The following is a 26908-nucleotide window of genomic DNA, read 5'->3' on the forward strand; positions in this document are numbered from 1 at the left end:
CCAATACGCCGTGCAAACATTCATTTTGACTTTACGTAAAGTCTTTTACAGCAGTAATCTTCTTTTTAGTCTACGAATGTTAATTAGTTTAACCGGTTCGACGTTAGTTCCGTGGTATTTTGGACAAACTTCACTCGTTATTCCGCTTACGCTTGGTGTGGTGGCAGCGGGTTTGACCGAGATCGATACGCGTTTATTAAGTCGCTGTATTAATCTAATCCTTACATTGATCTGTTTTGCTACTGCGACTTTTTCGGTCGAGTTGCTATTTAATTATCCTGTGTTGTTTATTATTGGTTTAGTATCTTCGACTTTTATTTTTATTATGCTTGGTTCACTTGGGCAACGTTATGGAGTAATTGCCTTTGGCTCACTTTTAATAGCTGCCTATACCATGCTTGGGCATAATTTATATACCGATAATTATACTTTGCCCTGTTTTTTGTTGCTTGGTGCACTTTGGTATAATGTTGTTTCGTTAATTGAATCCATCATCCAACCCATTCGCACAACCCAACAATCATTATCGATATGTTTTATCCAATTAGCTCAATATCTTGACGCCAAGGCGGCTATGTTTGATCCAGATGAGTCTGACGGTTTTAAAAAACAAACTTTGCAACTAAACAATAGCAATAATCAGTTGATTAGTGCTTTTAATCACACTAAGCGTTCGTTATTTAATCGTTTAAAAAGCTATCGCGGACAAGTTTATATTAGAAAGATGCTTAGCTATTATTTTGTGGCGCAAGATATTCATGAACGCGCCAGTTCAGCGCATGGCCATTATCAAGCACTAAGTGTGCATTTTAAGCATAGTGATATTTTATTTCGGTTTGCACGTATTTTAAATTTGCAAGCCAAAGCTTGTGCCCAACTTGCAATAGCCATTAAATTAAATCAGACTTATCAGCATGATCCGCTATTTTCACGTTATTTTTCGTATCTTGAAGAGGCAATTAACCAGTATCATGCTAGTAATACGGCAAATCTGCTAATGATTAAGGCGATGAAAAGTTTGCATCAAAATTTGCTCTCGATCGATCTATTACTTGCCAATATTGATACTGAACAGCATCTGTCAAAAGATCAAGAAGATAATCAGTTGATTGATGAAGAGTTAACTCGTTTTCATGATATTTTTGCCAAAATTAAAGGCAATTTGACGATTAAATCTGCTCTGTTTCGTCATGCGATTCGTATGTGTGTGGTGTTTTTTGTAGGTTATATGGTCATTTATTTTTGTGACTTGCCACATGGTTATTGGATTATTTTAACCAGCTTATTTGTGTGCCAGCCTAACTATTCCACCACAAAACATCGGTTAAAATTGCGCGTAATAGGCACTATTTTAGGGATCATAGTAGGTATTCCGTTAACGTTTTTATTTCCAAGCGTATCCGAACAGTTAGTGCTAATTATAATTACCGGTTGGCTGTTTTTTCTATTTAAGAATTCGCAATATGCTTATGCTACGGCATTTATTACGTTACTGGTATTTTTTAGTTTTAGTTTGATTGGCGAAAGTAGCATTGCGGTTGCTATTTCACGCATTATTGCGACGTTGATCGGTTGTTTTATTGCTTGGTTTGCCGTGAGCTTTATTTGGCCTGATTGGCAGTTCAGAAATCTACCTAAACTTATCGATCGTGTTTGTCATGACGATAGCCAATACTTGGCGTTAATTGGTCGTCAGTATATGTCTGGCAAAACTAATGACCCGCAATATCGATTAGCAAGGCGTGCAGCGCATGATAGTAATGCGGATTTATCCTCTTTAATTAGTTTGATGACTAAAGAGCCGCATATGAATCCAGCAGTTATTGATCAGGGATTTCGTTTATTAACGCTGAATCATACGTTGATTAGTTATCTTTCGACTTTAGGTGCCCACCGTGATAAGTGTATTTCAAAACAGACGCTCGATCTATTTGATGATTTGTCGGTTTATATTATTAATCTGTTAAACGATAAAAAGATAGATAGCAAATACCAATCTATTAAACAGTCCATTGCTGATTATATTGAGACAATTTCGGTGCTTTCGACTGATGATGAAAAAGCCAATAACGATCTGTTAGTGATGCAACAATTGGCTTTGATTTTGGATATTTTGCCCGAGATTGTCATGCTTGCTAGTGAATTGGAAAATTAAATGGTTCAATAAAAAGTTAACCTTTAAGCCACGCTATTAGCATTCCAACAATAACGTCATTATTATTTGATTGATAAAAATGTTATATACCCAAAATATAAATTGAACCGTATTTTGTATAAAATAATCACTTTCTCAAAAACTTAAAAAAATGCTTTGGTCAAAAATTGCAAATAATCTCACTAGAGAAAATAGTTTTTAGTAGACTTAATTATGGCAGGGATATTTGATTGATTGATAGATTTATTCACACTATTGCACCTGATTTTTGCCATTATGATTAAATGAATATGTCAAATTATTTCAATCGATTACTCGCTTGATTATAAACTTCGTTACGCTCTCTTTTTCCTACAGCTACAACAACAATAATTAACACGTTATCTTGAACTTGATAAACCAATCGATATCCTGATGCCCTTAGTTTTAATTTATAACAATTAGCCATACCTCGTAACTTATTACTTGGTATATGGGGGTTTTCTTTGCATTTTAGTAGTTTTTTTGCAAATTGTTGTTGTATTGTTCGATCAAGTCGTTGCCACTCTTTTTCCGCATCCTTTCTAAACTTGATGGTATATTTCATAAAAAACTTTCCAGATCAACATCAACCAGCGGTTGTTTTTCTCGCTCCTTAACTAAAGCGATTAATTCTTGATCATCAATCATATCAAGCATTTTTTCGTAAAGTTCAGCTGGAACACAGTAAAATGTAGGTTGATTTCGGTTTAATATCGCAACGGGTAATCCTTGCCCCGCATTTATTGTTGCCATTGGATTCTTTTTTAATTCACTGATGCTGGCAGTAATATTACTCAAAATAATATTAGGCATACTTATACATTCCTCTTTTGTTATGCATGTTGAATATAACACCCTAAAGACCTGTTAACAAGTCTTATTAGTACTTGTTACTCTTTAAAATAATTCTAATTTTGTATTATTTACAGTATTAAACGATTTAACTTTAGGTATCAAACTGATGTGTTAGATTGATAACATTCAAAAACCCCGTCAAGCATAAAATAATATTGAACCATATTGAATATTAAACGCTAAAATAAACAATATTATTTTCTATCAGAGTTATGTAATAACGATAAGGTATTTTATATCATAAATCACTAAGCCGTATTGGTAATTGATAGTTTGCCTTTTTTAAGAGATAACATAAGTAAACCGCTTGTAAGATATGAGTTATGGCTATTTGTGGGTGACTGAGAATTTTGCTTAAAACGGTACTTAATGTGTTTAATCCTAAGGTATCGCAATCATATTGGAGCGTGGCTAGTTGTTGTTTTTGCTCTATCAATAATTCAAGTCGTCCAGAACTTGTCACACTCTCAAGTATCGTTAAAAGCGGTTGAATAATTGAGGTTGTAAACGAATCTTTCATATAATGATTTTCACCTAGCTGCTGTTTATGTGCTAAATAGGTATTTGTGATAAATTTTTGTTTAAAGATGGATTTTTTGTTTTTATACCAGAAATCTTCAAAATCAAGGCTTAATGTTTTGATCTCTCCTGTTAGTTGATCTTTGTAAAGCAATGCAAAAGGTTCTAAATCTAAGAAGTTATCATTTTTTACACAGTTAGCAAACACGGTTAAGGGTTGATTGTTAGTTTCTAAAAAACTTGTTAGAACATCAATACGCAATTTTTCATATTCATCCCAAAATATGCATAAAAACAGGCTATTTCCATCATTATCAAGCACTTTCCAAACTAAATTTTGTCTAATTTCGTCTATATAAGGTTTATTTGAGCTGGCTATATGAAGAATTAACATCTCATTAAAAGGAGAATCATCTAAACTATTATCTTGTAAATAGTCGCTCAATATTGACCAATTTTGAAAGCCTGCTTTTGATCTAAAATCATGGTAATTTTCATCACTCCATGCTGTTTCTTGTAAAGTAACAGTCGATCCATGACTCGATAACTCGCCGCTATCCGATACACGAGGTTGATGAAGCTTTATTGCTTTTTGCATTAACATATAGGGAGATGTTTGCCATATTGACATACTATTCCAAACCATTAAGCGATTAAAATTGATATCGTTTTTATAGGATCTAGCTAATGTGGTTTCTTGGTATTGTTGTTTTTCACTATCCCAAAAGTAGAAAGTTGCGCCAATCGCCCCTGTTTTACTTTGCCACCAACGCCCACCTAATGGCAAGAGATCAAGTGTTTGTAATTCTGTTTTATATTGGCGTTTTATTCGACCTCGTAATTTGAATAGTTGCTCACCCTGATGATGTAATAACATTTCGGTATAGGCTTTTACCTGCCCCAAAAAAAGGAGTATATCTTGCTCTTCGACAGTAAAGTGACGTTTGGCAAGTAATTCAACCAATTGGCAAAGATGCCGAAGCATTGCAGCCAAACGAGGTAACCCTTGCGATCTTGCCGACATATTGAGTAATTGTAGCTGTTCAGCTTGGCTATGGCTCACATGAGACAAACCTTGCTTAATAAGTGTATAAATATGCTGTTGAATCTGTTTAATAAGGGTAATTTCATCAGCAGAAAGCTGATCAACCTCGTGCGTTATGCTTTGTCGACATTCTATTGGCCAAGTCCATATTTTGTTATTTTTTTCAAATAGATAAGCAATAACCGCTAAATGTACTGCCATTTTTTGTTTTGTGGGGAATGCTGAAATCATCCCATCAAAGCCAGTGCCTGCCATATAAATAATGGGAGTATCACTCTCTGGTACAATAATTCGTATTTGTGAATCTTGATATTCAATTGTCACTAAGGGATTTTTTTGCCAGTCACAAACCAATTGGTAAGCAGTAAACATATTGGTTTTGCCGGCTTTTTTTAAGAGTTTGCTGGCATCTAATGACAACAATTCTGTTAACACGTTAGCTAAAGGTCTTATTGTTTCAAGCTGTTTTGTACTTATTTTATTATCAGAATTATGCGATTCATTGGATTGATTTAACGGCTTAATTTGATTGTCATCATCGATGTTATTGCTATCGGTAATAGGATCTAAAGATGAAGCATTTGATTGTAGCCATAAAACAGCCGATATAATGTGCTTACAATGCCCGAGAGCGGGGCAATTGCAACTGGCGGCCTGAATACCTTGAGCTGATAACCTGACTTGCTGACCATCCGCTTCGAATTCTAAATAATCTTCATTATTTTTTTCAACTAATGTAACTTTATTAGCCTCGATATCTTTACGCGCACGGCGAACTAAACCAATATTGGCATAAAGTGCCAATGCCTCTTGATCATAATTTAAATAAATATGTTGCCAACTCATTGCATGACCTCCGCTAACCAAGCAGCAAAATGTTCTGGTGTTAATGCGGCAATTTGCATCCCCCGATTAGCTAACTGCTGTGAAATTTGCAAATCATAAACAGGATCAGCATTATCATCTAACGCAGCTAAACCTAACATTTTGACTCGATTACTGTTCATTCTTGAAATGGTTGTATAAAGGTGAATTAGTGCCCCGCCTTCACAAAAATCACTAATTAATACCACAATGGTTCGTTGTGGATTTTTAATTTTTTGTTCAGCATAATTAAGTGCTTTAGCAATATCAGTGCCACCACCTAACTGGACAGTCATTAAAACTTCAACAGGATCATGGGCTAAGTGAGATAGATCAACAATTTGAGTGTCAAAAACCAATAGATGTAAATTAACAGAAGGTAATTTAGCCATAATACTGGCACAAACAGCAGAATAGATAATTGAACTATCCATTGAGGCGCTTTGATCAACACATAAAATAATATCCCATGGTAAGTGCTTATTGGCGCGAGAATTAAAAATCGCATTTTCAATAATCATTTGCTGTTTTTGCTGATCAAAATGTTTCAAATTGGCCTTAATTGTTGCTCGCCAATCGAAATTTTGGTTACAACATATTTTAGAACGACGAAAGCGATTTTTTTTGCCAGCCAAAGCATTAACAAAATTGGATTTGATTTTTTGTAAAATCTCATCAACAACTTTTTGAATCAGTTCTTTAACCGCTAAGTAGACTTCGCTTTTTAATTGTCCTCGCAAATTCATTAATAAACGAACTGAATTCATATTCGCTTCTAACGCGTGAATAACATTAGGATCATCTAAAATTCCTTGCAACTGATAACGGGCAATAGCCTGCTGTTGCAGGCGTTCAAATGTGCTTTTTGGAAACAATTTTCGCGTTTTATTAAGCCAATTTACGGTATTAAATACCGAATTTTCATTGCCACCAGGTGAAATCTTTTTTCGGACACTATTCCCATTATCCTCACTACCTATTTTCAGACCTCGCTTACGGTATTCATTCTGATAAAGATAATTTAATGATTGTTCTAAGTTATGATCATGTTGGTTAAATGTTGCCTGATTAAGATGTTCATCAGCATATTTACCTAATATTAACCGCCAGCGCTTAACATGATTAACATTATTGGTATCAATGATTTTTTTATTGTCACTCATGCTAAATCCTTACTGTTTAAACCAATCTTGTAGCTGTTGTTGCTCAATATGTTGGCAGACAGATAATTCCAAAGAAAGTAATTTTTGTAAGTCTTCGTCACTAAATTTATATTGCTGAAAACTCAGTTTTTCTTTTTGGGCGTTATATTTTTTAGAAATTTTTTCGGCAATCATTGCATTTTGTTTAGGTGTGAGTTGTGTAAATGCAAGCCGTAAATCAGGAAGTATTTTAATAAATTGCTCTTGTTCCCAATGCGCTAATAACTCATCAAGGCTTGTTAATAATTGTGAGGAGTGGATAATTAATTCAGGCGCACATTGCATTATCCCCATAAAATAGCAACTTGCCTGTTCATATTGGGCACCTGAATCAAAAGCCACTTTTATTTTATGATCGAGTTCTGATTGACTGATTTGACAGTCCAAATAAGCAATACTATCAATGGCTCCACAAATCAATGGCGCTTTGTTTAATCGCGGTTGTAAACGATACAAATTTAGGTAAAAATCCTGTTTCAACTTTTTTACATCCAGTTGCTCTGGTAGATTATTGATTAGATTTCTAAATAATAATAATGTTTTTAAATTTTCTTGCTGTTGCTCTGTATCAGGTTGCTTTAATGCATCAAGCAAGAAAAAAGCTTGTTGTGGCAATTTAGCTAGCAACGCTAGCAAAGTTGAGCTAGCATTAAGCGCTAAAAAGTCCCGACCTTGCCATAAATACAGTAAACGATGCCCACAATTTACTACTGACAATAAATTATTATCGACGTCTAGATAAGTTGATAACTTAGCCAATAATTGGGTAAAGTAGGATTGTAATCCCATTAAAGCGGCTTGTATCACCCCTTTTACCGCACTCTGACAAGAGTGTACTGTGCCTTCTTCAGTTAATTGTTCCATCGACTGTTGTAATTTTTGTAAAGCAATCTGTTCAAGTTGGGTGCCTTGCTCTGACAGTTCAATTAGCCTAGCTTCAACCATCGGTGTCCATAGATATTGCCAATCTTCGAACATAATAGTTAATCGCGTACCATACTGATAATTGGGTCCATCAAGACGATTAGCAAATCCAACGTCTAAAAAGGCAAGCAGATGTAAAAACCGGCTTCGTTGCCGATGCTCTGGTTTACGGTAAATATCAATATGCGTGATTTTAGGTAATGTATCGTCCAACTTAAAACGGTATTGTTTAAGTGTTGCATAAACTTGATTGACAAGTGGCGGGGATGCTATGTTGTCAGGAATTTGCCCTAATTGATTTCCCGATAAACTACGATAAACTATTTGCCAAAAATCACTGCGTACATCGTGAATGCTCCCTTTGATAAAAGCCGATTGCATACCATCAAGCAAATCATAACGCCCAGGGCCGTAATGGCCTCGAAGTTCGGCTAATAAGCAGGCTTGTTCAATCGCTGACTTTAAGGGGATAAAGCCAATAGCATCACTATCGCTTTGCTTTTTTCGCAGTTTATCAGCGATAGCTGACAAAAACTCGAGAGCTTGCGCTTGGCGATAACCTTGGGTTGTTTGTGACTGGTTAGGGTTTTGTTCATAAGCTAACATCGATAGCCAAGATTCTTGATAATAAGCAGGAGAGTTCATCCCTGCGGTATAACCATTTAATGCATCAAGACGATCAAAACTATAACGAATAAGCCAAGTTCGATCCTTTTCACTACTTTTTTGCTGTCGATTAAATCGGGTAATATCGGATTTTTTCGGTAAAACAAGCTTGTTTTGCCATAATCCTTCAAATAATGCTAGCGTATGAAATCCACCTGTAACTACCACAATTTTCGCATCGGGTGTTGATTTTTTTAATCGCCCAATGGCAGTTAACATATGCTGCTCTCGCTGGCTAGAGCCTTCTGCTTCGAGTGATGATGAATCGTAATCAAGCCTCGCCATTGCACACCAAATAAAGGTATCTTCAAAAAATGTTTGCCAATCAGCAAGATCGGTAAAATTTCTTAATTCAAATAAATGTTCCCAAACTTCGTCATGATCGCGGCAATGTAATTTTTTAGCTAATTGAGTAATGTATTGACTATGTTTTAAATAGGTCTCAGAAAGTAATGATTTGCTCTGCTGTGGTGTGAATTCTTGAGTCACTTGTTCTGCCCAAGGCAGATCAATAAATTGAATCTTTGCATTGTATTGTTTTGCCAATTGTATTGCTTGCCACTCTGGGGAGTAACTACAAAATGGATAAAATGCAGAGCGAGTAATTTGATGCGGCGGCATGTTCGCCGTATCATCTTCTTCATATTCATCATTCGTCTCAAGAACGATTTGATCTAATTGAAGATCTGTTTGACAAAGTATAGCAATGGGCGGCTCTGTCTTATTATTTAGTAATTCCTCAAGTATTGCTGAAAAGCTAGCAGGTGCTTCAATCAACACATGGGTCGGCTTAATTTGCGTGATCAACTGCCGCAAAGCATAACTACATGCAGGACTATGATGGCGCACAGGAGCAAAATAGATCTGCTCTTGTTGTAATGCATCTCGACATGTTAAAGCATTTTCTAGGCGTTGTGGTAATGGTGATCGAGCCATAATGATTATCTATTTATTATTTCCAGAATTTTTTAGACACCTGATAGAATGAATGCCATACAGGTGAGTTTTTGGCTCGTTCACGCACCACATTATCCATATAAAATTGAATCCGTTTAATATCATCAGCATTATCTTTTAAAACAACGCCAATAAGCTGTTTAGCAATATGCCTACCCTCTAAGGTACCCTCATCAAAATAATAGGCATCTAATGCTGAGGCATACACAATATTGACAGCTTCTGCTGTTGACATCACCGCATCTGGTGTTTTCAGCTTGGTGCCTGCTTGAGTTTGTCCTTGTCTTAACTCTTGAAACGTTGTTACTAATAGTTCAATGACATCGACTGGAATGATTATTTGCGATTTTAGTTCGCCTAATTCCTGATTAAGTTGCATTTGAATTAATTCTATTTCAAAGTTTTTATCGGTAATTGGATTAACGGTTTCAAAATTGAAACGACGTTTTAATGCGGCTGACATCTCATGCACACCACGATCTTGTAAGTTTGCTGTGCCAATAAGATTAAATCCTGGTTTTGCACTAATTTTGGCATTCTGCCCCATTTCGGGAATCATCATTTGCTTTTCAGACATCAAAGACACAAGCACGTCTTGAATTTCGGGTGGACAACGTGTGATCTCTTCAAAACGCACAATTTTACCTTGCTGCATACCGTGGTAAATCGGTGAGCCAACCAATGCCCGTTCAGTTGGGCCTTCGGCTAATAATAAAGCATAATTCCAAGAATATCTGATATGATCTTCACTTGTCCCTGCCGTGCCTTGAATAGTTAGGTTTGAATCACCGCTGATTGCTGCAGCTAACAGTTCAGATAACATCGATTTAGCCGTACCAGGTTCGCCAACTAACATTAAACCTTGTTTACCAAGCAAAGAGACAATCGCTCGATCAACAAGGGGATCGTCGCCAAAAAATTTACGGCTGATGCCGATCTCCTCATTGCCCAAAATAAACGTTCGCACCGATTTTGGTGATAACTGCCAACCTTTAGGTTTATTGTTATGACTATCCAATTTCAGCAACTTATTTAACTCGTTAGCATAACGTTGTTCTGCGCTTAAGCGAATGGCTTGTGTGTGTTTTACCATAATCCTTTCTTCTCCCACTCTGGGTCAAAACCGCTTGAGGCATTAGCCACAGCCATATAATCAGCATAAGCTTCTGCTAGTAATACTGGCGGCACATCGTTGATATCAATTGCATTGCAGTTTCCACCCTGCTTTTTACTAAAATATAGATTGTAAAGTACAGCAGGGATATTCTCTTCTGGCACATAGCTACCACTAAATTCAATATTGATATAAAGCTCAAGCTCACTAAAATATTTATAATAGCCGTAAAAACAAGCACCGTCTTCAATATTGTCTCGTTTGTATCCTTGTTTAATCAATATATTTCGTATAGTAAAACTATCTGTTAGCCAGCCTTTACGATCATCAATAATATTTTCTGTAATATGGCTAACATCAGGCAACGAATGGTTAAACTGTGCAAATAGTAGCGAAACTTTGTAATCTGTAAGATGTTTTTGCCACGTTTTGACCATATCGTTAGTTAACAATGCACTATGCGCGACAGTAATATGGTTTTCCTTACTAAGCTTAATCTCGTCATCATTTAAATCAATTAAACTGCCATCTTCGGTTGGGCGAAAACTCATGATAATTACCCCCGCTTCATTCACTTCAAGCCACACTAAACGTTGAATTAATAGACGCATAATAGGATGGCTATAGAGATATTCTTGCCATGCTAAAACAGACCAACGTCGTTGCAAACACATGGCTTCGTATAGGCGAGCTGTTTGTAATTCAAGCAATTGCTTCAGTGCTTTTTTGCTATTACTAAATTGTTTTTTGGCTTCTTTGACTAATGTTTCATCTTCAGATTTACGCGCTTCGGGCAGTGTTTTAATTTCTTTACCTTCGTCGTTTTTCAATACAAATTTGAATTTATCATCTAATGTGACTGTAAAAATTCGCTCACCATAATCAAGACTCAACACGCCCGATTCATCTAAACCTGCGGTTGGAATGGTGCGATCGGCCAGTTCATCAGCCGTCCACTGTTTTTGCTCAGCAATTTGGTTAATCAATAATTTCGCTTTTTCTTGCACGGACGGCGTTCGATAACGACGTGCAATTGATAATAAAAATTGAATAATCAGCGGATCGTCACTAACAGCTATTGATTCCAGCATAGCTTCAATTTGACCACGCCTGATTTGGTAATTTTTAATATAGTTTTTTATTATCGATACAGCGGCATTACCTTGTATGCCACCAATTAGTGATAATACACCTTTTGATTTAATGGCTGAACCCACTAAGCGAGAAAGTACTTCTTGCTTTATCACTTCGAAAGCTTCGTTTAAAGTCATATTTTCATATTGACCATAATATTCGGGATAACGCTTTGCATAATCTAAATAATCTTTCCAACGTTGTTTTGCTTTTAAATTGGCCTCCATTTCGGCTTCTTCAAGTGTTGGCGTTAACGTGTCTTGCTTAATAAAAGCGTGTAAAATAAATACCCCTAATTCGTGTTGACTTTTGAGGCTTAAAAGGCGGGTATAAATGATTAATAATGGATTAGCAGGCTCTTTTAATTTTATCGCAAGCCAAATCCACCAAGTAATAATTTGAGGTTCGACCACCTTACCACTTTGCCAAGTTAATACTGGGATTAAACTTTCATCAAGCCATTTAGCATCTGCTGGTTTTTTGCCCGTTAAGCCTTTTTGTGCATCATCAAGTAATTTAGCTGGCGTTAAATACTGGTTTATATTTTCACCTAAACGTTCAAGCGAAGCTAATAACGTTGCTTGCACCGATTCAGATTTCTCTTTGTTTAGCGCATTATTTAGTGCTTTAATTGATGATTTCTGTCCTAATTTTACTAGCCACTTGGCAGCTAAAATTCGCTGCGATTGTTTGGTTGACATCAACGCCTCTTCCACTCGGCAATGAATATCAGGCAACACACTTAATGCTTTTTGCGCTAATAAACGTAATGATTGAATTTCACTTAATGCCAGTTCAAGCAGATAAGTCACATATTTAGCGGGTAACTTCGGGAAAAAGGTTAATATTTTTATCCCTCGTTCTTTCTCAAAAAAATAATCACTGTTTTGCACTTCTTGACTTGGCAATAGTCCTAATGCTTCATCAAGATAAACGGAATTTTCGGCAAAAAATGGCCAAACTAAATTAGGATCGACCTCAGTTGTGGTTTCATAATAATAATTCATTAAAAATGCGGCAGCGATAGTGCGTTTCGCATCTGTCACATAATCTATTTTATTCATTACTTCAACTAACTGGCGTAAGTCAGTACGTAACAAGATTTCATGATGAGAAAAACTTAAACCTAAATGAAAGGAATTAGGCTCACGATGACAAATTTTTTCCGCACGTAATAAGTGGTAAAGATTAAATTCAGGTAACGATGACAAACGCCCTTTATTCAAAATAACTTCATAAATTAATTTGTTTTTTATATCCGTCTGATCGATATCACCTTTACCATTTAAACAATCAAAAATCGCATCTAAATCGCTAACAGTAATTGTTTTTAATTGCGCATAACGCTGTTGCTCAGATGTCATTTTGCAATCATACTCTTGGTTATATTGAATTTCCTGCTCTGCTTTTTTTTTGTAGGTGGACTAATACTTCTTGATAGTTTTGTTGCAAAATATCTCGCGCTTTAGAAGGTAAATCAACTTCAACAACCGACTCAAAAGGAGGAATAATTAATTCGATTTCTTGCTGTTTAGCATCCTCATTGCCACTTAATCGTGATAGTGCACCTTCAATGGTTTTAATCACGGTTTTATTGGTCTGCCGAGTTAATACTTCTTCTAAAATCTTGCGATCAACGGATAATCTAGCTAATAAGTTTACCGCATGGCAACGTTGCTTAGGCGTTCCTTGGTCTAATAAAACTTGTAACTCAGTTTGCACTATGTCAATTGGTAAACTTAATAATAAGGTCGTTGCCAACTCACTGATTGCTTTTATGTTACTTATTGATTGTTTTACAAGCAAGTCAATCACATCTTGTTTAAGTTTGTCTTGATTGGCAATATATTGTAATTGCTGTAATTGACCGTCTCTAGAAAGACCTTGTTCAGGCAAGGTTTTAAACCATTCAAGATCATCATAAATATAGGGCAATAGACCATTAATCATAAACACATAATGAAAATATCTTAAATAAGATTCTGGTGTTTGCTGGCGGTCAAAAATAGCAAATAATAGCTGTTTCCCTAGCCCTTTTTGTTCTATTTCAAGCAATTGATGTAATTGCTGGGCTGACCAATTTTGACGTTCAAGAATAATGTGTTCAGCACTTTGTTTATAGCTAAACAAAGTTGAAACCAATCCATCTAAAAATAGATATAAAAACCATAAAGGTAAATTTGGCGTGATGACATCAATATTTTTTTGTTCTGAATAAACGCGACTTTGCTGCATATTTTCAATATAGGTTGCTGCCAATACCTTACCAAAACGGATAATCTGTTCTGGCGTATAGTTATCCGTCCATTGTCGATAAAATAGTGCTCTCGCTTTTATTGGTTGCTTTTTCTCAGTGAAATAATAAATGACATTAGTCGCACCAGGAAAGCCTAGACGTCCATAAACTCGCTTCTCATTATTATACATTTGCGATAATTGATTTAGATCCTCTAAAACTTGAGGATCTTGACCTTGTAAAATATATTTACAAATTCGCTCAGGAATCAATTTATCTAATCCCCGCAAAATCTCAAAACATGCTAATAAATTGCATTCATTGCTGTTAGCGCTATCCTTTACCATAGTAACTTATCCTCCCAATCAGGATCAAAGCCACTACACGCATCTGCAACCGCCATATAGTTAGCATAACCTTCAGCGAGTAACACTGGCGGCAATTTATTGAGTGCTATTGCTCTATCTTTTAAACCTGGCTTTTTACTAAAATAGAGGTCAAAAAGAGCAACAGGGATATTTTCTTCTGGTACCATGCTGCCACTAAACTCAATATTAATATACAGGTTAAGACTAGCAAAATACTTATAATAACCATAAAAACAACCTGCATCTTCAACATTGTCACGCTTATAATCCAATTTGGTTAAGATACCTCGTATCGTGAAACTGTCAGTTAACCAACCTAAACGTTCATCAATAATGTCATCTTTAATTTTACTCATATCTGGTAATGAATGAGTCAATTGATCAAATAGCTCAGAGACTTTGTAATCTTTAAGATGATCTTGCCATTTTACGGTGATATCACTTGGCAACACAGCCGAATGGGCAAGGGCAATGCGATTTCCTTCATTTAGTTCTATTTCGTCATCTTCAGTTGTAATTAAGCTACCATCCTCCGTTGGTCTAAAGCTGCTTATCACCTGTCCATTTTCATCTAATTCAAGCCAAATTAAACGTTGAATAAGCCGTCCTACGATAGGATGTGGCTGTAGGTATTTTTGCCAATCCTCTACTCGCCATTGACGCTGTGTACACATAGCTTCATAAAAGCGGGTAATTTGCATATTGAGCAATTGCGTTAGTTCTTTTTTACTATTGGAAAACTGTTTTTTTGCCTCTTTCACCAAGGCTTGATCTTCGCTTTTTCGGGCTTCTGGTAAGGATTTAATTTCGTCACCATCTGCATTTTTTAAATGCCATTTAAACTTATCATCAAAAGTAGCCGTAAAGGTGCGTTCACCATAATCAAGGGTTAACACACCATTATCATCTAGCCCTGCGGTAGATATGGTGCGATCAGCTAGTTCATCAGTAGTCCAGCCATTGCGTTCTGCAATACTTTCTACCAATAAGCGGGCTTTTTCTTGTACAGATGCAGCACGATAACGGCGGGCAAGCGATAACAAGAGTTGCGTGATCAACGGATCATCACTTTGAGCAAGCGGTTCAAGCATTGCCTCAATTTGCGCTCGTCGTTGTTGATGATCTTTCATAAAACTACGTAATAACGAAACTGCAATATGACCTTTAATACCACTAGTTAATGCTAATAATCCTTTCGCTTTAATGGCAGAACCAAGATAGACTGCCAAAGCCTCTTTTTTTATCTCTTCAAATACTTGTTCAAAAGTAATATTGGCATAACTAGGGTAGTATTGAGGGTATTGCTGGTAGTAGCCAATATATCGCTGCAATCGCTTATCGGCTAATGAATTGGCTTTTGCTTCGGCATCTTCCACCGTTGGCATTCGCGTATCTTGCTTAATAAAGCTTTGTAAAATAAATTCGCCTAATTGCTGTTGGCTTTGCTGACTTAATAAGCGACTATAAATAATTAACAATGGATTAGCTGGATCTTTTAATTTGACCGCTAACCACGCCCACCATTCAATAATTTGAGGATCAACTGCATCACCATTTTTCCATGTTAATGGTGGAATTAGATTTTTATCAAACCAGTCAAAATCAGCAGGTTTTTTACCTTTTAAGCCTTTTTGCGCATCGGTTAATAGTTTTTTAACGGTTAAATGTTGACTAATATCTTCGCCTAATTTTTCTAAAGCGACTAATAAAACAGCTTGTACAGTTTCGCGTTTTTCTTTTTTTAAGGCATTATTTAATGCTTTAATTGAAGATTTTTGTCCTAACTCTGCTAACCAATTAGCGGCGGCAATACGCACCTCTTGCTTTGCTGATGTTAAAGCTTGTTCAACTTGGCAATGAATATTAGTAATCACACTTAAAGCGTTTTGTGCGGCATAGCGTACTTGTTTACTTTCACCCAAAGCTAATTCAAATAGATAAGCAACATATTTAGTTGGAATATTTGGGAAAGTTTGTAATATTTTAATGGTACTTTCTACATCAACATTAAGATAAGACCAGGCTTCTTGTTTGGGAGCAAAACCTAAGGCCTCATCAAGCAAAAATTCGTTTTCAGCAAAAAATGGCCATAATTTGTGTGGTTCATTTTCATAGACATCGTGATAGGTATCTTTGGTTAAAAATGGTACAGCAACGACATAGGGCACATGCTGAGAATAATTGATTTTTACTAATACATCAGCGATTTGTCTAAGATCTAATTTTTTTATAAATTCATTTTTTTCATATAATCTTTCGAAATAATAAACGCCTTTTTCTTTATTAGTTAATTGAGTCGCTCGTAATAGATGAAAAAGCGTAAATTCAGGTAGATTCTGTAACCTTTTTTTGGCTAATAAAAATGTAATATCGATATTTTTATTGATTTTTTTGAGTAACGCCGAATATTCAATCTTACCATTTAAATAGTGATAGACATCATCTAAATCCTGTGAGGTAATCGTTTTTAACGTTTTATAGTATTTTCTTGCCCAATTGTATGGAAGGTTATATTTTTTGTTATCTTCAACTTCTTTTTGTGCCGCTTTTTCACTTTCTATTAAATGTTCTTCATAATTTTGCTGCAAAATATCACGAGCAATAATGGGTAAATCAACATCATCGATTGGCTCAAAATCAGGAATTATCAAAGTTGCTTGTTGTTCGGCTGTATTTGCACTTTCAAGTCGTGATAAAGCACTCTCGATCGCAGCAATGACCGTTTTGTTAGTTTCGTTAGTCAAGGCTTGTTGCAAAATTGTCGGATCAGAAGATATTCTAGCCTGTAATGCGGCAGCATGACTACGCTGCTTAACTGTGCCAGCAGTTAACAAACGTTGTAAATGGGGCTTTACTATTTCGACAGGGGAACTAAGTAACATTTCAGTTGCAAGCTGACTAATTTGTTTGGAGCTATTTAATGACTGCACAGCAATAAAATCAATCAGCGGCATTTTCAGTTCAGGATGTTTTCGAATATATTTTAATTGTTCGACTTGCCCTAATATCGCAATACCTTGATTCGGTAACTGTTTGAATAATTCAATATGCTCAATAATATAAGGCAACAGACCATTAATCATAAAGAAATAATGAAAACAGCTGCTATATGTAATATTTTGGCGGTCAAAAATAGCAAATAATAACTTTTTACCTAATCCTGATTCCTCAATCTCTAACAACTGATACAATTGGTTAATTGACCAATTTTTTCGTTCATCAATCCGCTCTTCATTGTTACAACAAATCGATAACGTAGTAATCAATCCATCATATAGCAGGTATAAAAACCAAGAGGGTAACTCTGGAGTAATAAGTTTAATAAAACGTAAATTACTACATAACGCCGTTAAAACTCGTGCAAAACGGATTATCTGTTCAAAAGTATAATCATCAGTCCAACGCTGATAAAAGGCCATTCTTGCTTTTTCGGATGAATTAAGTTTGTCATAAATATCTGTCCAATAAAAATCACAAGGTCTTCGAAGTAACTCATAAAGTTTATTAGCTGTGTTTGAAGACTGACTCAATTGATTTAAATCAACTAATACATTTATTTCATCACCCTGTAAGATATATTGAGTAATGCGCGCTGGCATGGTTTTATCCAGTTCTTTTACTGGGTCAAATATAGTGGTAATTAATTGTTGTGATGATAATTCATTTATTTTTTTCATATTCCTTTCTTCTCCCATTCTGGATCAAATCCGCTACATGCCTTAGCAACAGCCATATAATCAGCATAACCTTCAGCAAGTAACACACGCGGAACTTTGCTAAGTTCTATAGTATGATAGTGCCAATCCTGCTTTTGGCTGAAACTAACATGGTAAAGCACCACAGGAATGTTTTTTTCGGACACATAGCTGCCGCTAAACTCAATATTAATATAAAATTGATTATCGCTAAAGTATTTATAATAACTATAAAAGCATGCCCCATCTTCGATATTGTTTCGTTGGTAACCGACTTTGGTCAAAATACTACGTAGAGTAAAGCTATCAGTTAACCAACCTTTACGGTCATCAATTGTGTTATTTTTAATTGTATTCACATCACCGATAACAAAAGGTGTTACGATTAAATACACTAAAAGTGTTGCAATATATTATTTTAGCTCTAGGTTAGCTTTTTGTTTATTATTGTAAAATAAGCTTTCTTATACATCCTTGTAAAGCTTTAATAGCTATTGACATTGCTCCTTTAACCAGCTTATTTCTTGCGCCCAGATATCGGGATCAATGGTTTCTAAAATAAGGGGAATTTCATCAATTCTTGGATCTTGCATAATATATTTAAAAGCTGCTTCGCCAATATTGCCTTTGCCTAGGCTATGATGACGATCGACATGACTGGCAAATTCGCTTTTGGCATCGTTTAAATGCATGCCTCGCAAGTATTGAAAACCTACAATTTTTTCAAATTCGGCAAAGGTTTCTTGGCAGGCTTTTTCAGTACGCAAGTCATAGCCAGCAGCAAAGGCATGGCAAGTGTCAATACAAACGCCAACTCGGCTTTTGTCTTCAACTTGGTCAATGATCTGGGCAAGATGTTCAAATTTATAGCCTAAGTTAGAGCCTTGCCCCGCAGTATTTTCAATAACGGCAACCACATTTTGTGTTTTATCAAGTGTGATATTAATCGATTCGGCAATACGTGCTAAACATTCATCAACTGAAATCTGTTTTAAGTCACTACCAGGGTGAAAGTTAAGTAATGTCAGTCCTAGCTGTTCGCACCGTTGCATTTCATCTAAAAAGGCGGTACGTGATTTGTCGAGCTGTTCTCGATCTGGGTGACCTAAATTAATTAAATAACTATCGTGCGGTAAGATCTGTTTGCTAGTAAAGCCATATCTTTCGCAACGTTTTTTGAAGCTGTCAATGATTGTGGGTTCAAGCGGTTTGGCGTGCCATTGTCGTTGATTTTTGGTAAATAGCGCAAATGCGGTTGCGCCAATTTGATAAGCGTTAATTGGGGCATTGTCTACCCCACCTGCTGCACTTACATGTGCACCAATGTATTTCATGTTGTGTCCTAATAACGTTGTTGGTTGATAATTAGTTGGAACCGCTATTGCGTTGTAGCTGATCACGTAAATTAGGTGGTACGCCTTTAATCACTAGGGAGTCAGTTTGCGGATCCCACTTAATGCGTTCACCTAATAAATTCGAATCGAAGCTTAACGTTAATCCCCCACCACTGCCCGAGAATTTTTTAAGCTGACGCAGTGCACTGCGATCAACCGGAAACGTTTCTTCTAAATCATATTCACTGTTTTTAATAAATTCAATAAAGTTATTGTCAACACTGGCAGGTAGTTCGTTGGCTAGATTTTTCAGTTCAATTTCTTCGCCTGCTTGTAATTGGGCTTGGCAGTAGTTGTAAACGTTTTCGCGCGCACTGGTTTTGTCTTGCTTGTCAAATTGCATTTCTTGGCAGTAATCATCAACCGCTTTAACCAGTGTTTTGTTTTGCGCTTTCGCATCTAATCCTTCGCTAGCACCTAAATAGTCCATAAAAAAGTCAGATACTTTGCGCCCTACTCGTCCTTTTAAGAAAGTTAAATAACGTTTTGAGTCGGCTTGGGTTTCCCATTCGGTAATGTCGATGCGGGCAATAATATCGGCATGGGCAATGTCTAAATATTGTGTTTCACTGATATCTAAATCTTCATTAACTAACATACTTAAACAACTATTTAATACGGCAATAATCAAGTACTCAACCGCCAAATAACGGTACTGACAAAATACAACCGTTCCCCCTTCAGCAAAAGGGTATTTAGCCAATTCGTTGCGCAGTTGTTTGGTCGATTCTTGGCTAAAATGTAAAAAGTCTTGATTGCCAAGGCGCAGTTCTTTTAGTGATTGTTCAAATAAGCTATCGCTATTAAATAGTCCATAGGCTTTGCTTTTGTTGTTGTAGATGCGGTTGATATCTTCGATTAGATTAACAACCGCTTGCTCGTTGCCTAACATTGATTCGCGAAGTTGTAATTCGATTTCAGTGTCACTTTTTCTAATTAATTTATGCAGTATGATCTTTTCTATTTGTACGCTCATTGGTGAGGTTCCTATTGGATCGCAATAATCATTAAGGAGGTTATTCTATCAAAGCACCAAAAAAGTGCTATTAACAATTTGCCAGTCTGCTAAACTAACGCAGTAAAATTGCCTTAAATTTATACTGAAACGTATAGCTACCTGAAACTTTTTGACAAGATCTGCATACAGTACCGATAGAAAATTTGGATTATCGCTATAAACTATAATCATAAAAATTTAAAAATAAATAAAAGTAGCAAACCCGTTTATTATTTTAGCTATATTTTCAACAGACAAAGACAAGTATATTATAGCAAGTTTAAATAATGACTATCTTTTATACTGAAACGTATAGTTACCTGAAACTTTTTGACAAGATTTAATATCTCGCAGTGACAATAGACAGATTTGGGTAACCGCTATAAGTAACCATTATTTAAAATTAAGAAATAAGTAAAAATCGCAAACTGCGTTTATTATTTTGATAATATACCAAACAGCAGACATGAGCATATCATGGCTAATTTGAATAGTGATTATGCTCTTTTTATACTAAAACGTATAGTTACCTGAAACTTCTTTACAATATTTAACAGCGGAAAAATAAAAGCAATGGCTCACTCTCTTGATGTTTATAATGATTTTAAAAATAAAAAAATCAGTTCACTATTTTGGCAATATGCACTGCCTGCGGTAATTGGCACAATTGTAAATACGCTGTATAACATTATTGACGGTATTTTTATTGGTCATTGGATTGGTCGTGAAGCATTGAGTGGTGCAGGCATTATTTTGCCTGTTATGAACCTAACTGCAGGCATTGGTATGCTGGTAGGTATCGGCTCGGCGAGCCGGATTTCGATTTTTTTAGGTCGTGGCGAAAACGACAAAGCCGAAAAGGTCGCTGGCACATCGTTTATGTTAACGGCCATTTTAAGTGGCTTAACTTTGGCGTTATTGCTCTATTTTGTCGATCCCGTTTTACATTTTGTCGGATCGAGCGCGACTAATCATGTATATGCTCGAGAATTTTTAGAAGTTTATTTACCGGGTAGTATTTTTATTACGTTAACGTTTAATTATAACAATATGATGCGCGCCAGTGGTTATCCATTTAAAGCAATGGTTACCATGTTTATTAGTGTAATTGCCAATATTATTTTAGCACCGATTTTTATTATTGGTTTAGGCTGGGGCATGCGTGGAGCAGCTTTTGCAACCACGTTATCCATGTTTATTAGCTTCTTATTTGTTATGCAACACTTTATCAGCAAAAACAGTAATATTAAGCTATATCGACGCAATTTCACCCTTAACTTGACCTATATTAAATCGATTATATCAATCGGTATGTCGCCATTTGCCATGCAGGTTGCAGCCTCTATAGTGGTGGTTTTTATCAACTGGCAATTAGTACATTATGCACCACTGTCTAACGTGTCAAGTGATGATGCTATTGCGGGCTACTCTAATGCCAACCGATTGATCACATTAGTGATTATGATTGTTATTGGGATTAATCAAGGTATGCAACCCATTATTGGTTATAATTACGGAGCAAAAAACTATTCGCGTGTCAAAACTACCTTTTTCTATGCCGTCAAAGTAGCGACCGTAATTACCAGTATTGGCTTTATTCTTGGATTTTTTATTCCGGATATTTTAGTTCGTGCATTTAGTGCTGACGAGGATTTAATCTCAATATCAGCCATTGCACTACGCTATACCACACTTTCTTTTGCTTTTATTGGTTTCCAAATGGTGACCACAAGCTTTTTCCAATGCATTGGTATGGCAAAAGTATCGATTTTACTTAGCCTTTCTAGACAGATCCTTATTTTATTGCCAACACTCTATATTTTGCCATTATTCTTTGGGCTTGATGGCGTTTGGGCTTCATCACCAATCGCGGATTTATTATCTGCGGGTATCGCGTTGACTGTACTTATTTGGTATTTTAAATCAATCAAAACAAGAACCCACACAGCAGCTAATTAGAGTTATTTTATATAACATTGAAAAAAGGGGGATGTAGTTCATTTCCCCCTTTGCGTTTAATCGAGTTTTATTGATATTGTAGGTTAAAAGTTTACCCTTTAGTTACAAAGTGGATGATTAACTCCATTTTTACAAGCTTTTTCAATCCATTCCATGGCTTTTTTATGATCTTTTTTTACAACTTGACCATTTTCATACATGACACCCAAATTAAATTGTGCTTGTGGCACACCTTGTATAGCGGCTTTTTCGAGCCATTCTTTTGCTGTAACTATATCTTTTTTTACACCCTCACCTTGTAAATACATAATAGCTAAATTATATTGCGCATTGGCAAGACCTTGTTTCGCAGATTTTTCAAATAGTTCTCTGGCTTTAGACGCATCTTTTTCGACTCCTCGCCCTTCACTGTATAAGATACCTAAATTATATTGAGCATGATCATCATCTTGAGCGGCTGCCTTTTCGTACCACTCTTTCGCTTTTACATAATCTTGCTCAACACCAGTACCATAATCGTAATAAACACCTAAATTAGATTGAGCACTCGCATAACCTTGAGCAGCTGATTTTTCATACCATTCCCTTGCTTTAGCATAGTCTTGTTCGACTCCTTCGCCACGATCATATCGAACACCCAAATCATACTGCGCTTTTGCATCATTTTTTTCGGTTGCCATTTTCATCACTTCATCAAATGGCAAGTCTTTTAGCGAAGTTTTATCGGTATCAGCATTAGCAAAGCCAGCTAAAAGTAGAAATAGTAAGCCTGTAGTTAATAGCTTTTTCATTGTTCTTTCCTCTTATTATCATATCTATTATATTGTTGGTGTTGATGTTTTAATTTATCAAAATAATTGTAATTTAACAAATATCAATAATATATATTTTTATTGATGCGTAAAACAAAATTAAGACTTCATAAGCTTCATTGCATTTAACCTGATTTTATTGGGCTTACTAATTAGGGTGGATTTAGTTTTTACTCGCCAATTATTTCCTCACTTTGGCAAGCTTTTTCAAACCATTTTCTTGCTTTAAACACACCTACATCATAATAATAGCGAATGCCCAAATCGTAGTGGCTTTTGCATCATTTGCGTCAGTAGCCAATTTAATGACATCATCAATCGGTAAGTTTTTGAGTGAGGTATTATTGGTTTGTTTTTTTAGTTTAATTTTTATCAATACCCGTTCAATTTAAAAATAAGTAGAGAATATTTTTTAACGATGAGTAATAAAAAATGAGAAGTGTAATGCCTAGCTTGCTATCCTTGTTTTTTGATAACTTACTTGTTTATATCAATCGTTATTAAAGCAAGACAAATAAGAATAAATAAAATACCGATACACCCCATTAAAGGCAATGTTTCGCCTACTACCAAAATTGCTAAAACTGCCGCTATTACAGGCTCAAGCAGAGTGATAGTTGTTGCGGTACTAGCGGATATTTTTGATAAGCCAAATCCATAACAAAGGTATCCTACAAACATAGGAACTAATGCCATATATATACAAACTGAAATATTCGTTAATGAATCAAATACACCAAAACCAGTGAGCACCATGATGGGTATTAATAATACGCCACCACATCCAAAGGTTGACCCCATGGCGGAAGTGGTTGATATTGTCTTTAACATTAATTGACGCGCTGACCATGAATATAAAGCATAGGTAAATCCAGCTATTAAACCAAGCAAAATACCAAGAATAATATGATTATTTTCAATAGTTATTGAATGATTTTCTGAAAAAGACAATAGTATCATTCCCAAAATGCCAAACATTGCGCCAATCAACCATCGCTTAGTTAAGTGAAAGTCACCTTTCACATATTCAATTATAGCCGAAAGAATCGGCGCCGAGCCAATAGAGACAACCGTACCAATTGTCACACCCGATAATCGCATTGAAGAATAAAAAGCTAAGGGATAAATCATTACGGCAACGGCTCCAACAATAAGAAAATAGATATGTTGAATTAACAAGTCACGCTCTTTGATAATTTGTGGGATAGCTAACACACACTGCAAAATCCCACCAATTCCCATTGCAACTGCACCAATAAACAAAGAAGAAAGTGAAGGGGCAAACGTGGCTACAGTGCCAGTTGTCCCCCACAAAATAGAAGCTAATACAATAGCTAAACTACCAAGATATCTACTCATTAATCAAGCCATTATTCAATATTTTGTACTTGCTCTCTAATCTGTTCAATAAGTACTTTAAGTTCGATTGCACTCGCTGTTACATCCGAATTAATTGATTTAGAAGCGATAGTATTCGATTCTCGATTAAACTCTTGCATCATAAAATCCAACCTGCGACCTATTGCTTCGTTTTTCTTTAAGATTGAGTAAGTTTCTTTAACATGTGTCATCAGGCGATCAAGCTCCTCGGCAACATCAATTCGCTGTGCAACCATTACTATCTCTTGTTCTAGGCGGGAATGATCAAGCTCAATATTAGCTTCAGCCAATTTGCTATTTAAGCGTTCTTTTTGCCATTCCAGTATTTGAGGCATCCAGTTGCGAATCTTATCGACTTCGACGGTAATCGCTTCTAAACGTTTAACAATTAAATCGCTAAGTGCTTTACCCTCACGCTCACGAACGGCTATAAACTCATCGATAGCGAAGTCAAGCAGGGTTAGGATTTCTTGTGATATGCTGTCAAGATTTTGTTCTTTAGCTGATAATACGCCCGGCCAACGCAGTACATCAATAGGGTTGATTTGACCTGATTGATGCGTTGTTTGAATCCAGTTAGCAGCATTTAAAATTTGCTGGGCAAGCTCTTTATTTAACGACAATTCTTGATTCTGCGCTGCAGGATCTAACTCGAAGCGTAAATTACATTCAATTTTACCGCGAGTTAAACGTTTACGCAGTCGTTCACGTATCATTGGTTCAAGTGAGCGAAACTGCTCTGGCAGGCGAATATAGGTTTCTAGATAGCGTTGGTTAACTGAACGAAGTTCCCACGAGGCAGTTCCCCACGGTTGATTTAACTCTTTTCGTGAATAGGCAGTCATGCTGGAAATCATAATAGCATCCTAAATTTGTAAAAAACTTACTGGGCATTGTATCACATATTCTGTATAATACGCTCTTAGCTTAGGCTAAACATCAACCTTATCTTGTTGATGTCCTCCTAAATAATTATTTCAAAAAGATATTTTTAATTGTAACAGCTGGAGAATTGCATGCGCCCGTCTGGTCGATCTGCGGAACAAGTCCGCCCAATCAAAATAACCCGTCATTATACTAAGCATGCAGAAGGTTCTGTATTAGTTGAGTTTGGTGAAACTAAAGTACTGTGTAATGCCACCATTGATGAAAGTGTACCACGTTTTTTAAAAGGTCAAAATCAAGGTTGGGTAACAGCTGAATATGGCATGCTACCACGTGCAACTCATTCACGAACCCAGCGCGAAGCGGCTAAAGGCAAACAAACTGGCCGCACCATGGAAATTCAACGCCTGATTGCCCGTTCACTACGCGCTATGATTGACCTTAAATTATTAGGCGAATACACCATTACGTTAGATTGCGATGTCATTCAAGCCGATGGTGGCACTCGAACGGCATCAATTACTGGTGCTTGTGTGGCGCTTAATGATGCAATCAACAAAATGGTTGCAGAGGGTAAAATAAAGCAAAATCCAATTAAATCATTGGTTGCTGCTGTTTCTGTCGGCATTGTCGATGGTCAAGCGGTCTGTGATTTAGAATACATAGAAGATTCAAACGCACAAACCGATATGAATGTTGTGATGACTGACGATGGACGTATGATTGAAGTACAAGGTACTGCCGAAGGCGAACCATTTAGTCATGACGAATTATTACAACTGTTAGCGCTAGCAAAAAATGGCATCGCAACAATTATTGATGCGCAAAAACAAGCCTTAAAAGATTAATTGGAGAAAATCGATGAAATCATATAAAAGTGAATTTATTGAATTTGCTTTAAATAGGCAAGCATTAAAATTTGGTGAATTCACCTTAAAATCAGGACGCAAAAGCCCCTATTTTTTTAATGCGGGATTGTTTAATACCGGTAAAGATCTGGCTTTATTAGGTCGTTTTTACGCAGCTGCACTCATGGATGCCAACTTAGAATACGATGTTATTTTTGGTCCAGCTTATAAAGGTATACCTATTGTTTCATCAACCGTTGTTGCACTTTCTGAACATCATAATATCGATGTGCCTTATTGCTTTAACCGCAAAGAAGCCAAAGACCATGGTGAAGGGGGCAACTTAGTAGGTAGTTCGATCTATCAGCAACGCGTTATGCTAGTTGATGATGTTATTACTGCTGGTACCGCAATTCGTGAATCGATGAGAATATTAGAAGATAATCAATCAAAACTCGCTGGTGTGCTCATCTGCCTAGACCGTCAAGAAAAAGGTCGTGGTGAACTTTCTGCAATTCAAGAAATTAAACAAACCTATCATTGTGATGTTATTTCAATTATCACGCTTGATGATTTGATCCAATACCTATACAAAGATCCTGCTCGAAAAGATCAAGTAGTACAAGTTGAGGCTTATCGGGCTGAATATGGGATAAAATAAGCTATTAGTATTTGAATATACAATGGCTAATATATAATTATTAAAAAACCTCGAATAATATCGAGGTTTATTTTTTTTAGCAAAAAATAAGCTTTTTATTGAACTTCTTTACAACAAACTAAAAAAATCCAAATAACTGCATTGCTATTTTCTTTATATTTCAGGCTATGATCTGTACTTAAAAAGCTTCTACAAAGATGAATATAAAAAAGTGCTA

20 protein-coding genes are annotated in these 26908 nt (G+C 36.1%); 4 read left to right on the forward strand and 16 right to left on the reverse strand.

What is annotated here, in order from left to right; genetic code table 11:
- Positions 1 to 10: 10 nt before the first annotated feature.
- On the forward strand, positions 11 to 2155 hold the full coding sequence (gene yccS, locus ACYIAM_RS03715; RefSeq protein ID WP_483747288.1) for a YccS family putative transporter: 2145 nt from the start codon (positions 11 to 13) through the stop codon (positions 2153 to 2155).
- 298 nt (positions 2156 to 2453) lie between these two features.
- On the opposite strand, the gene ACYIAM_RS03720 is transcribed toward yccS, so the two are convergent.
- From ACYIAM_RS03720 to yejK, 12 genes are all read right to left on the reverse strand, one after another.
- Positions 2454 to 2741: a type II toxin-antitoxin system RelE family toxin gene (locus ACYIAM_RS03720; RefSeq protein ID WP_483747289.1), complete on the reverse strand. Its 288-nt coding sequence runs from the start codon at positions 2739 to 2741 to the stop codon at positions 2454 to 2456.
- A complete protein-coding gene (locus ACYIAM_RS03725; RefSeq protein WP_483747290.1) occupies positions 2738 to 2989 on the reverse strand; it encodes a type II toxin-antitoxin system Phd/YefM family antitoxin in 252 nt (83 codons plus the stop codon). The genes ACYIAM_RS03720 and ACYIAM_RS03725 overlap by 4 nt, the downstream gene beginning before the upstream one ends.
- A 280-nt stretch (positions 2990 to 3269) precedes the next feature.
- Positions 3270 to 5441, reverse strand: coding sequence for a hypothetical protein (locus ACYIAM_RS03730; RefSeq protein WP_483747291.1), 2172 nt, complete (start codon positions 5439 to 5441; stop codon positions 3270 to 3272).
- Positions 5438 to 6622 (reverse strand): VWA domain-containing protein, encoded by a 1185-nt coding sequence (locus ACYIAM_RS03735; protein ID WP_483747292.1) that lies wholly within the window; start codon positions 6620 to 6622, stop codon positions 5438 to 5440. Before ACYIAM_RS03735 ends, ACYIAM_RS03730 begins: the two co-directional genes overlap by 4 nt.
- A gap of 9 nt (positions 6623 to 6631) precedes the next feature.
- A complete protein-coding gene (locus tag ACYIAM_RS03740; protein ID WP_483747293.1) occupies positions 6632 to 9187 on the reverse strand; it encodes a DUF5682 family protein in 2556 nt (851 codons plus the stop codon).
- 16 nt (positions 9188 to 9203) lie between these two features.
- A complete protein-coding gene (locus ACYIAM_RS03745; protein ID WP_174797143.1) occupies positions 9204 to 10301 on the reverse strand; it encodes an ATP-binding protein in 1098 nt (365 codons plus the stop codon).
- Positions 10295 to 12820 (reverse strand): DUF4132 domain-containing protein, encoded by a 2526-nt coding sequence (locus ACYIAM_RS03750; RefSeq protein ID WP_483747294.1) that lies wholly within the window; start codon positions 12818 to 12820, stop codon positions 10295 to 10297. The genes ACYIAM_RS03745 and ACYIAM_RS03750 overlap by 7 nt, the downstream gene beginning before the upstream one ends.
- Before the next feature lie 19 nt (positions 12821 to 12839).
- Entirely contained in the window at positions 12840 to 14039 is a 1200-nt protein-coding gene (locus tag ACYIAM_RS03755; protein WP_483747295.1) for a hypothetical protein, read from the reverse strand.
- Complete coding sequence (locus ACYIAM_RS03760) at positions 14033 to 17737, reverse strand: DUF4132 domain-containing protein (protein WP_483747296.1); 3705 nt, start codon at positions 17735 to 17737, stop codon at positions 14033 to 14035. Before ACYIAM_RS03760 ends, ACYIAM_RS03755 begins: the two co-directional genes overlap by 7 nt.
- The gene (locus tag ACYIAM_RS03765; protein ID WP_483747297.1) at positions 17734 to 18114 is read right to left on the reverse strand and encodes a hypothetical protein; all 381 of its coding nucleotides are present in this window, start codon (positions 18112 to 18114) and stop codon (positions 17734 to 17736) included. The genes ACYIAM_RS03760 and ACYIAM_RS03765 overlap by 4 nt, the downstream gene beginning before the upstream one ends.
- 132 nt (positions 18115 to 18246) lie before the next feature.
- The gene (gene nfo / locus ACYIAM_RS03770; protein ID WP_483747298.1) at positions 18247 to 19089 is read right to left on the reverse strand and encodes a deoxyribonuclease IV; all 843 of its coding nucleotides are present in this window, start codon (positions 19087 to 19089) and stop codon (positions 18247 to 18249) included.
- 31 nt (positions 19090 to 19120) lie between these two features.
- Positions 19121 to 20125 (reverse strand): nucleoid-associated protein YejK, encoded by a 1005-nt coding sequence (yejK, locus tag ACYIAM_RS03775; protein WP_085247806.1) that lies wholly within the window; start codon positions 20123 to 20125, stop codon positions 19121 to 19123.
- A gap of 594 nt (positions 20126 to 20719) precedes the next feature.
- Here yejK and ACYIAM_RS03780 point away from each other — a divergent pair.
- Positions 20720 to 22105, forward strand: coding sequence for an MATE family efflux transporter (locus ACYIAM_RS03780; RefSeq protein WP_483747299.1), 1386 nt, complete (start codon positions 20720 to 20722; stop codon positions 22103 to 22105).
- Between the two features lie 98 nt (positions 22106 to 22203).
- Here ACYIAM_RS03780 and ACYIAM_RS03785 read toward each other — a convergent pair whose 3' ends face one another.
- From ACYIAM_RS03785 to ACYIAM_RS03800, 4 genes are all read right to left on the reverse strand, one after another.
- Positions 22204 to 22896 (reverse strand): tetratricopeptide repeat protein, encoded by a 693-nt coding sequence (locus tag ACYIAM_RS03785; RefSeq protein ID WP_483747300.1) that lies wholly within the window; start codon positions 22894 to 22896, stop codon positions 22204 to 22206.
- 256 nt (positions 22897 to 23152) lie between these two features.
- Positions 23153 to 23293 carry a hypothetical protein gene (locus ACYIAM_RS03790; RefSeq protein WP_483747301.1) on the reverse strand — a complete coding sequence of 47 codons (141 nt, stop codon included), beginning with the start codon at positions 23291 to 23293 and terminating at the stop codon, positions 23153 to 23155.
- Between the two features lie 101 nt (positions 23294 to 23394).
- Complete coding sequence (locus ACYIAM_RS03795) at positions 23395 to 24276, reverse strand: DMT family transporter (protein ID WP_483747302.1); 882 nt, start codon at positions 24274 to 24276, stop codon at positions 23395 to 23397.
- Between the two features lie 11 nt (positions 24277 to 24287).
- Positions 24288 to 25154, reverse strand: coding sequence for a YicC/YloC family endoribonuclease (locus ACYIAM_RS03800; protein WP_483747303.1), 867 nt, complete (start codon positions 25152 to 25154; stop codon positions 24288 to 24290).
- Positions 25155 to 25313: 159 nt separating this feature from the next.
- On the opposite strand from ACYIAM_RS03800, the gene rph reads away from it, so the two are divergent.
- Complete coding sequence (rph, locus tag ACYIAM_RS03805) at positions 25314 to 26030, forward strand: ribonuclease PH (protein WP_483747304.1); 717 nt, start codon at positions 25314 to 25316, stop codon at positions 26028 to 26030.
- 13 nt (positions 26031 to 26043) lie between these two features.
- Entirely contained in the window at positions 26044 to 26691 is a 648-nt protein-coding gene (gene pyrE / locus ACYIAM_RS03810) for an orotate phosphoribosyltransferase (protein ID WP_483747305.1), read from the forward strand.
- Positions 26692 to 26908 lie beyond the last annotated feature (217 nt).

The sequence above is a fragment of the Gilliamella sp. X-60 genome (genome assembly GCF_057063585.1).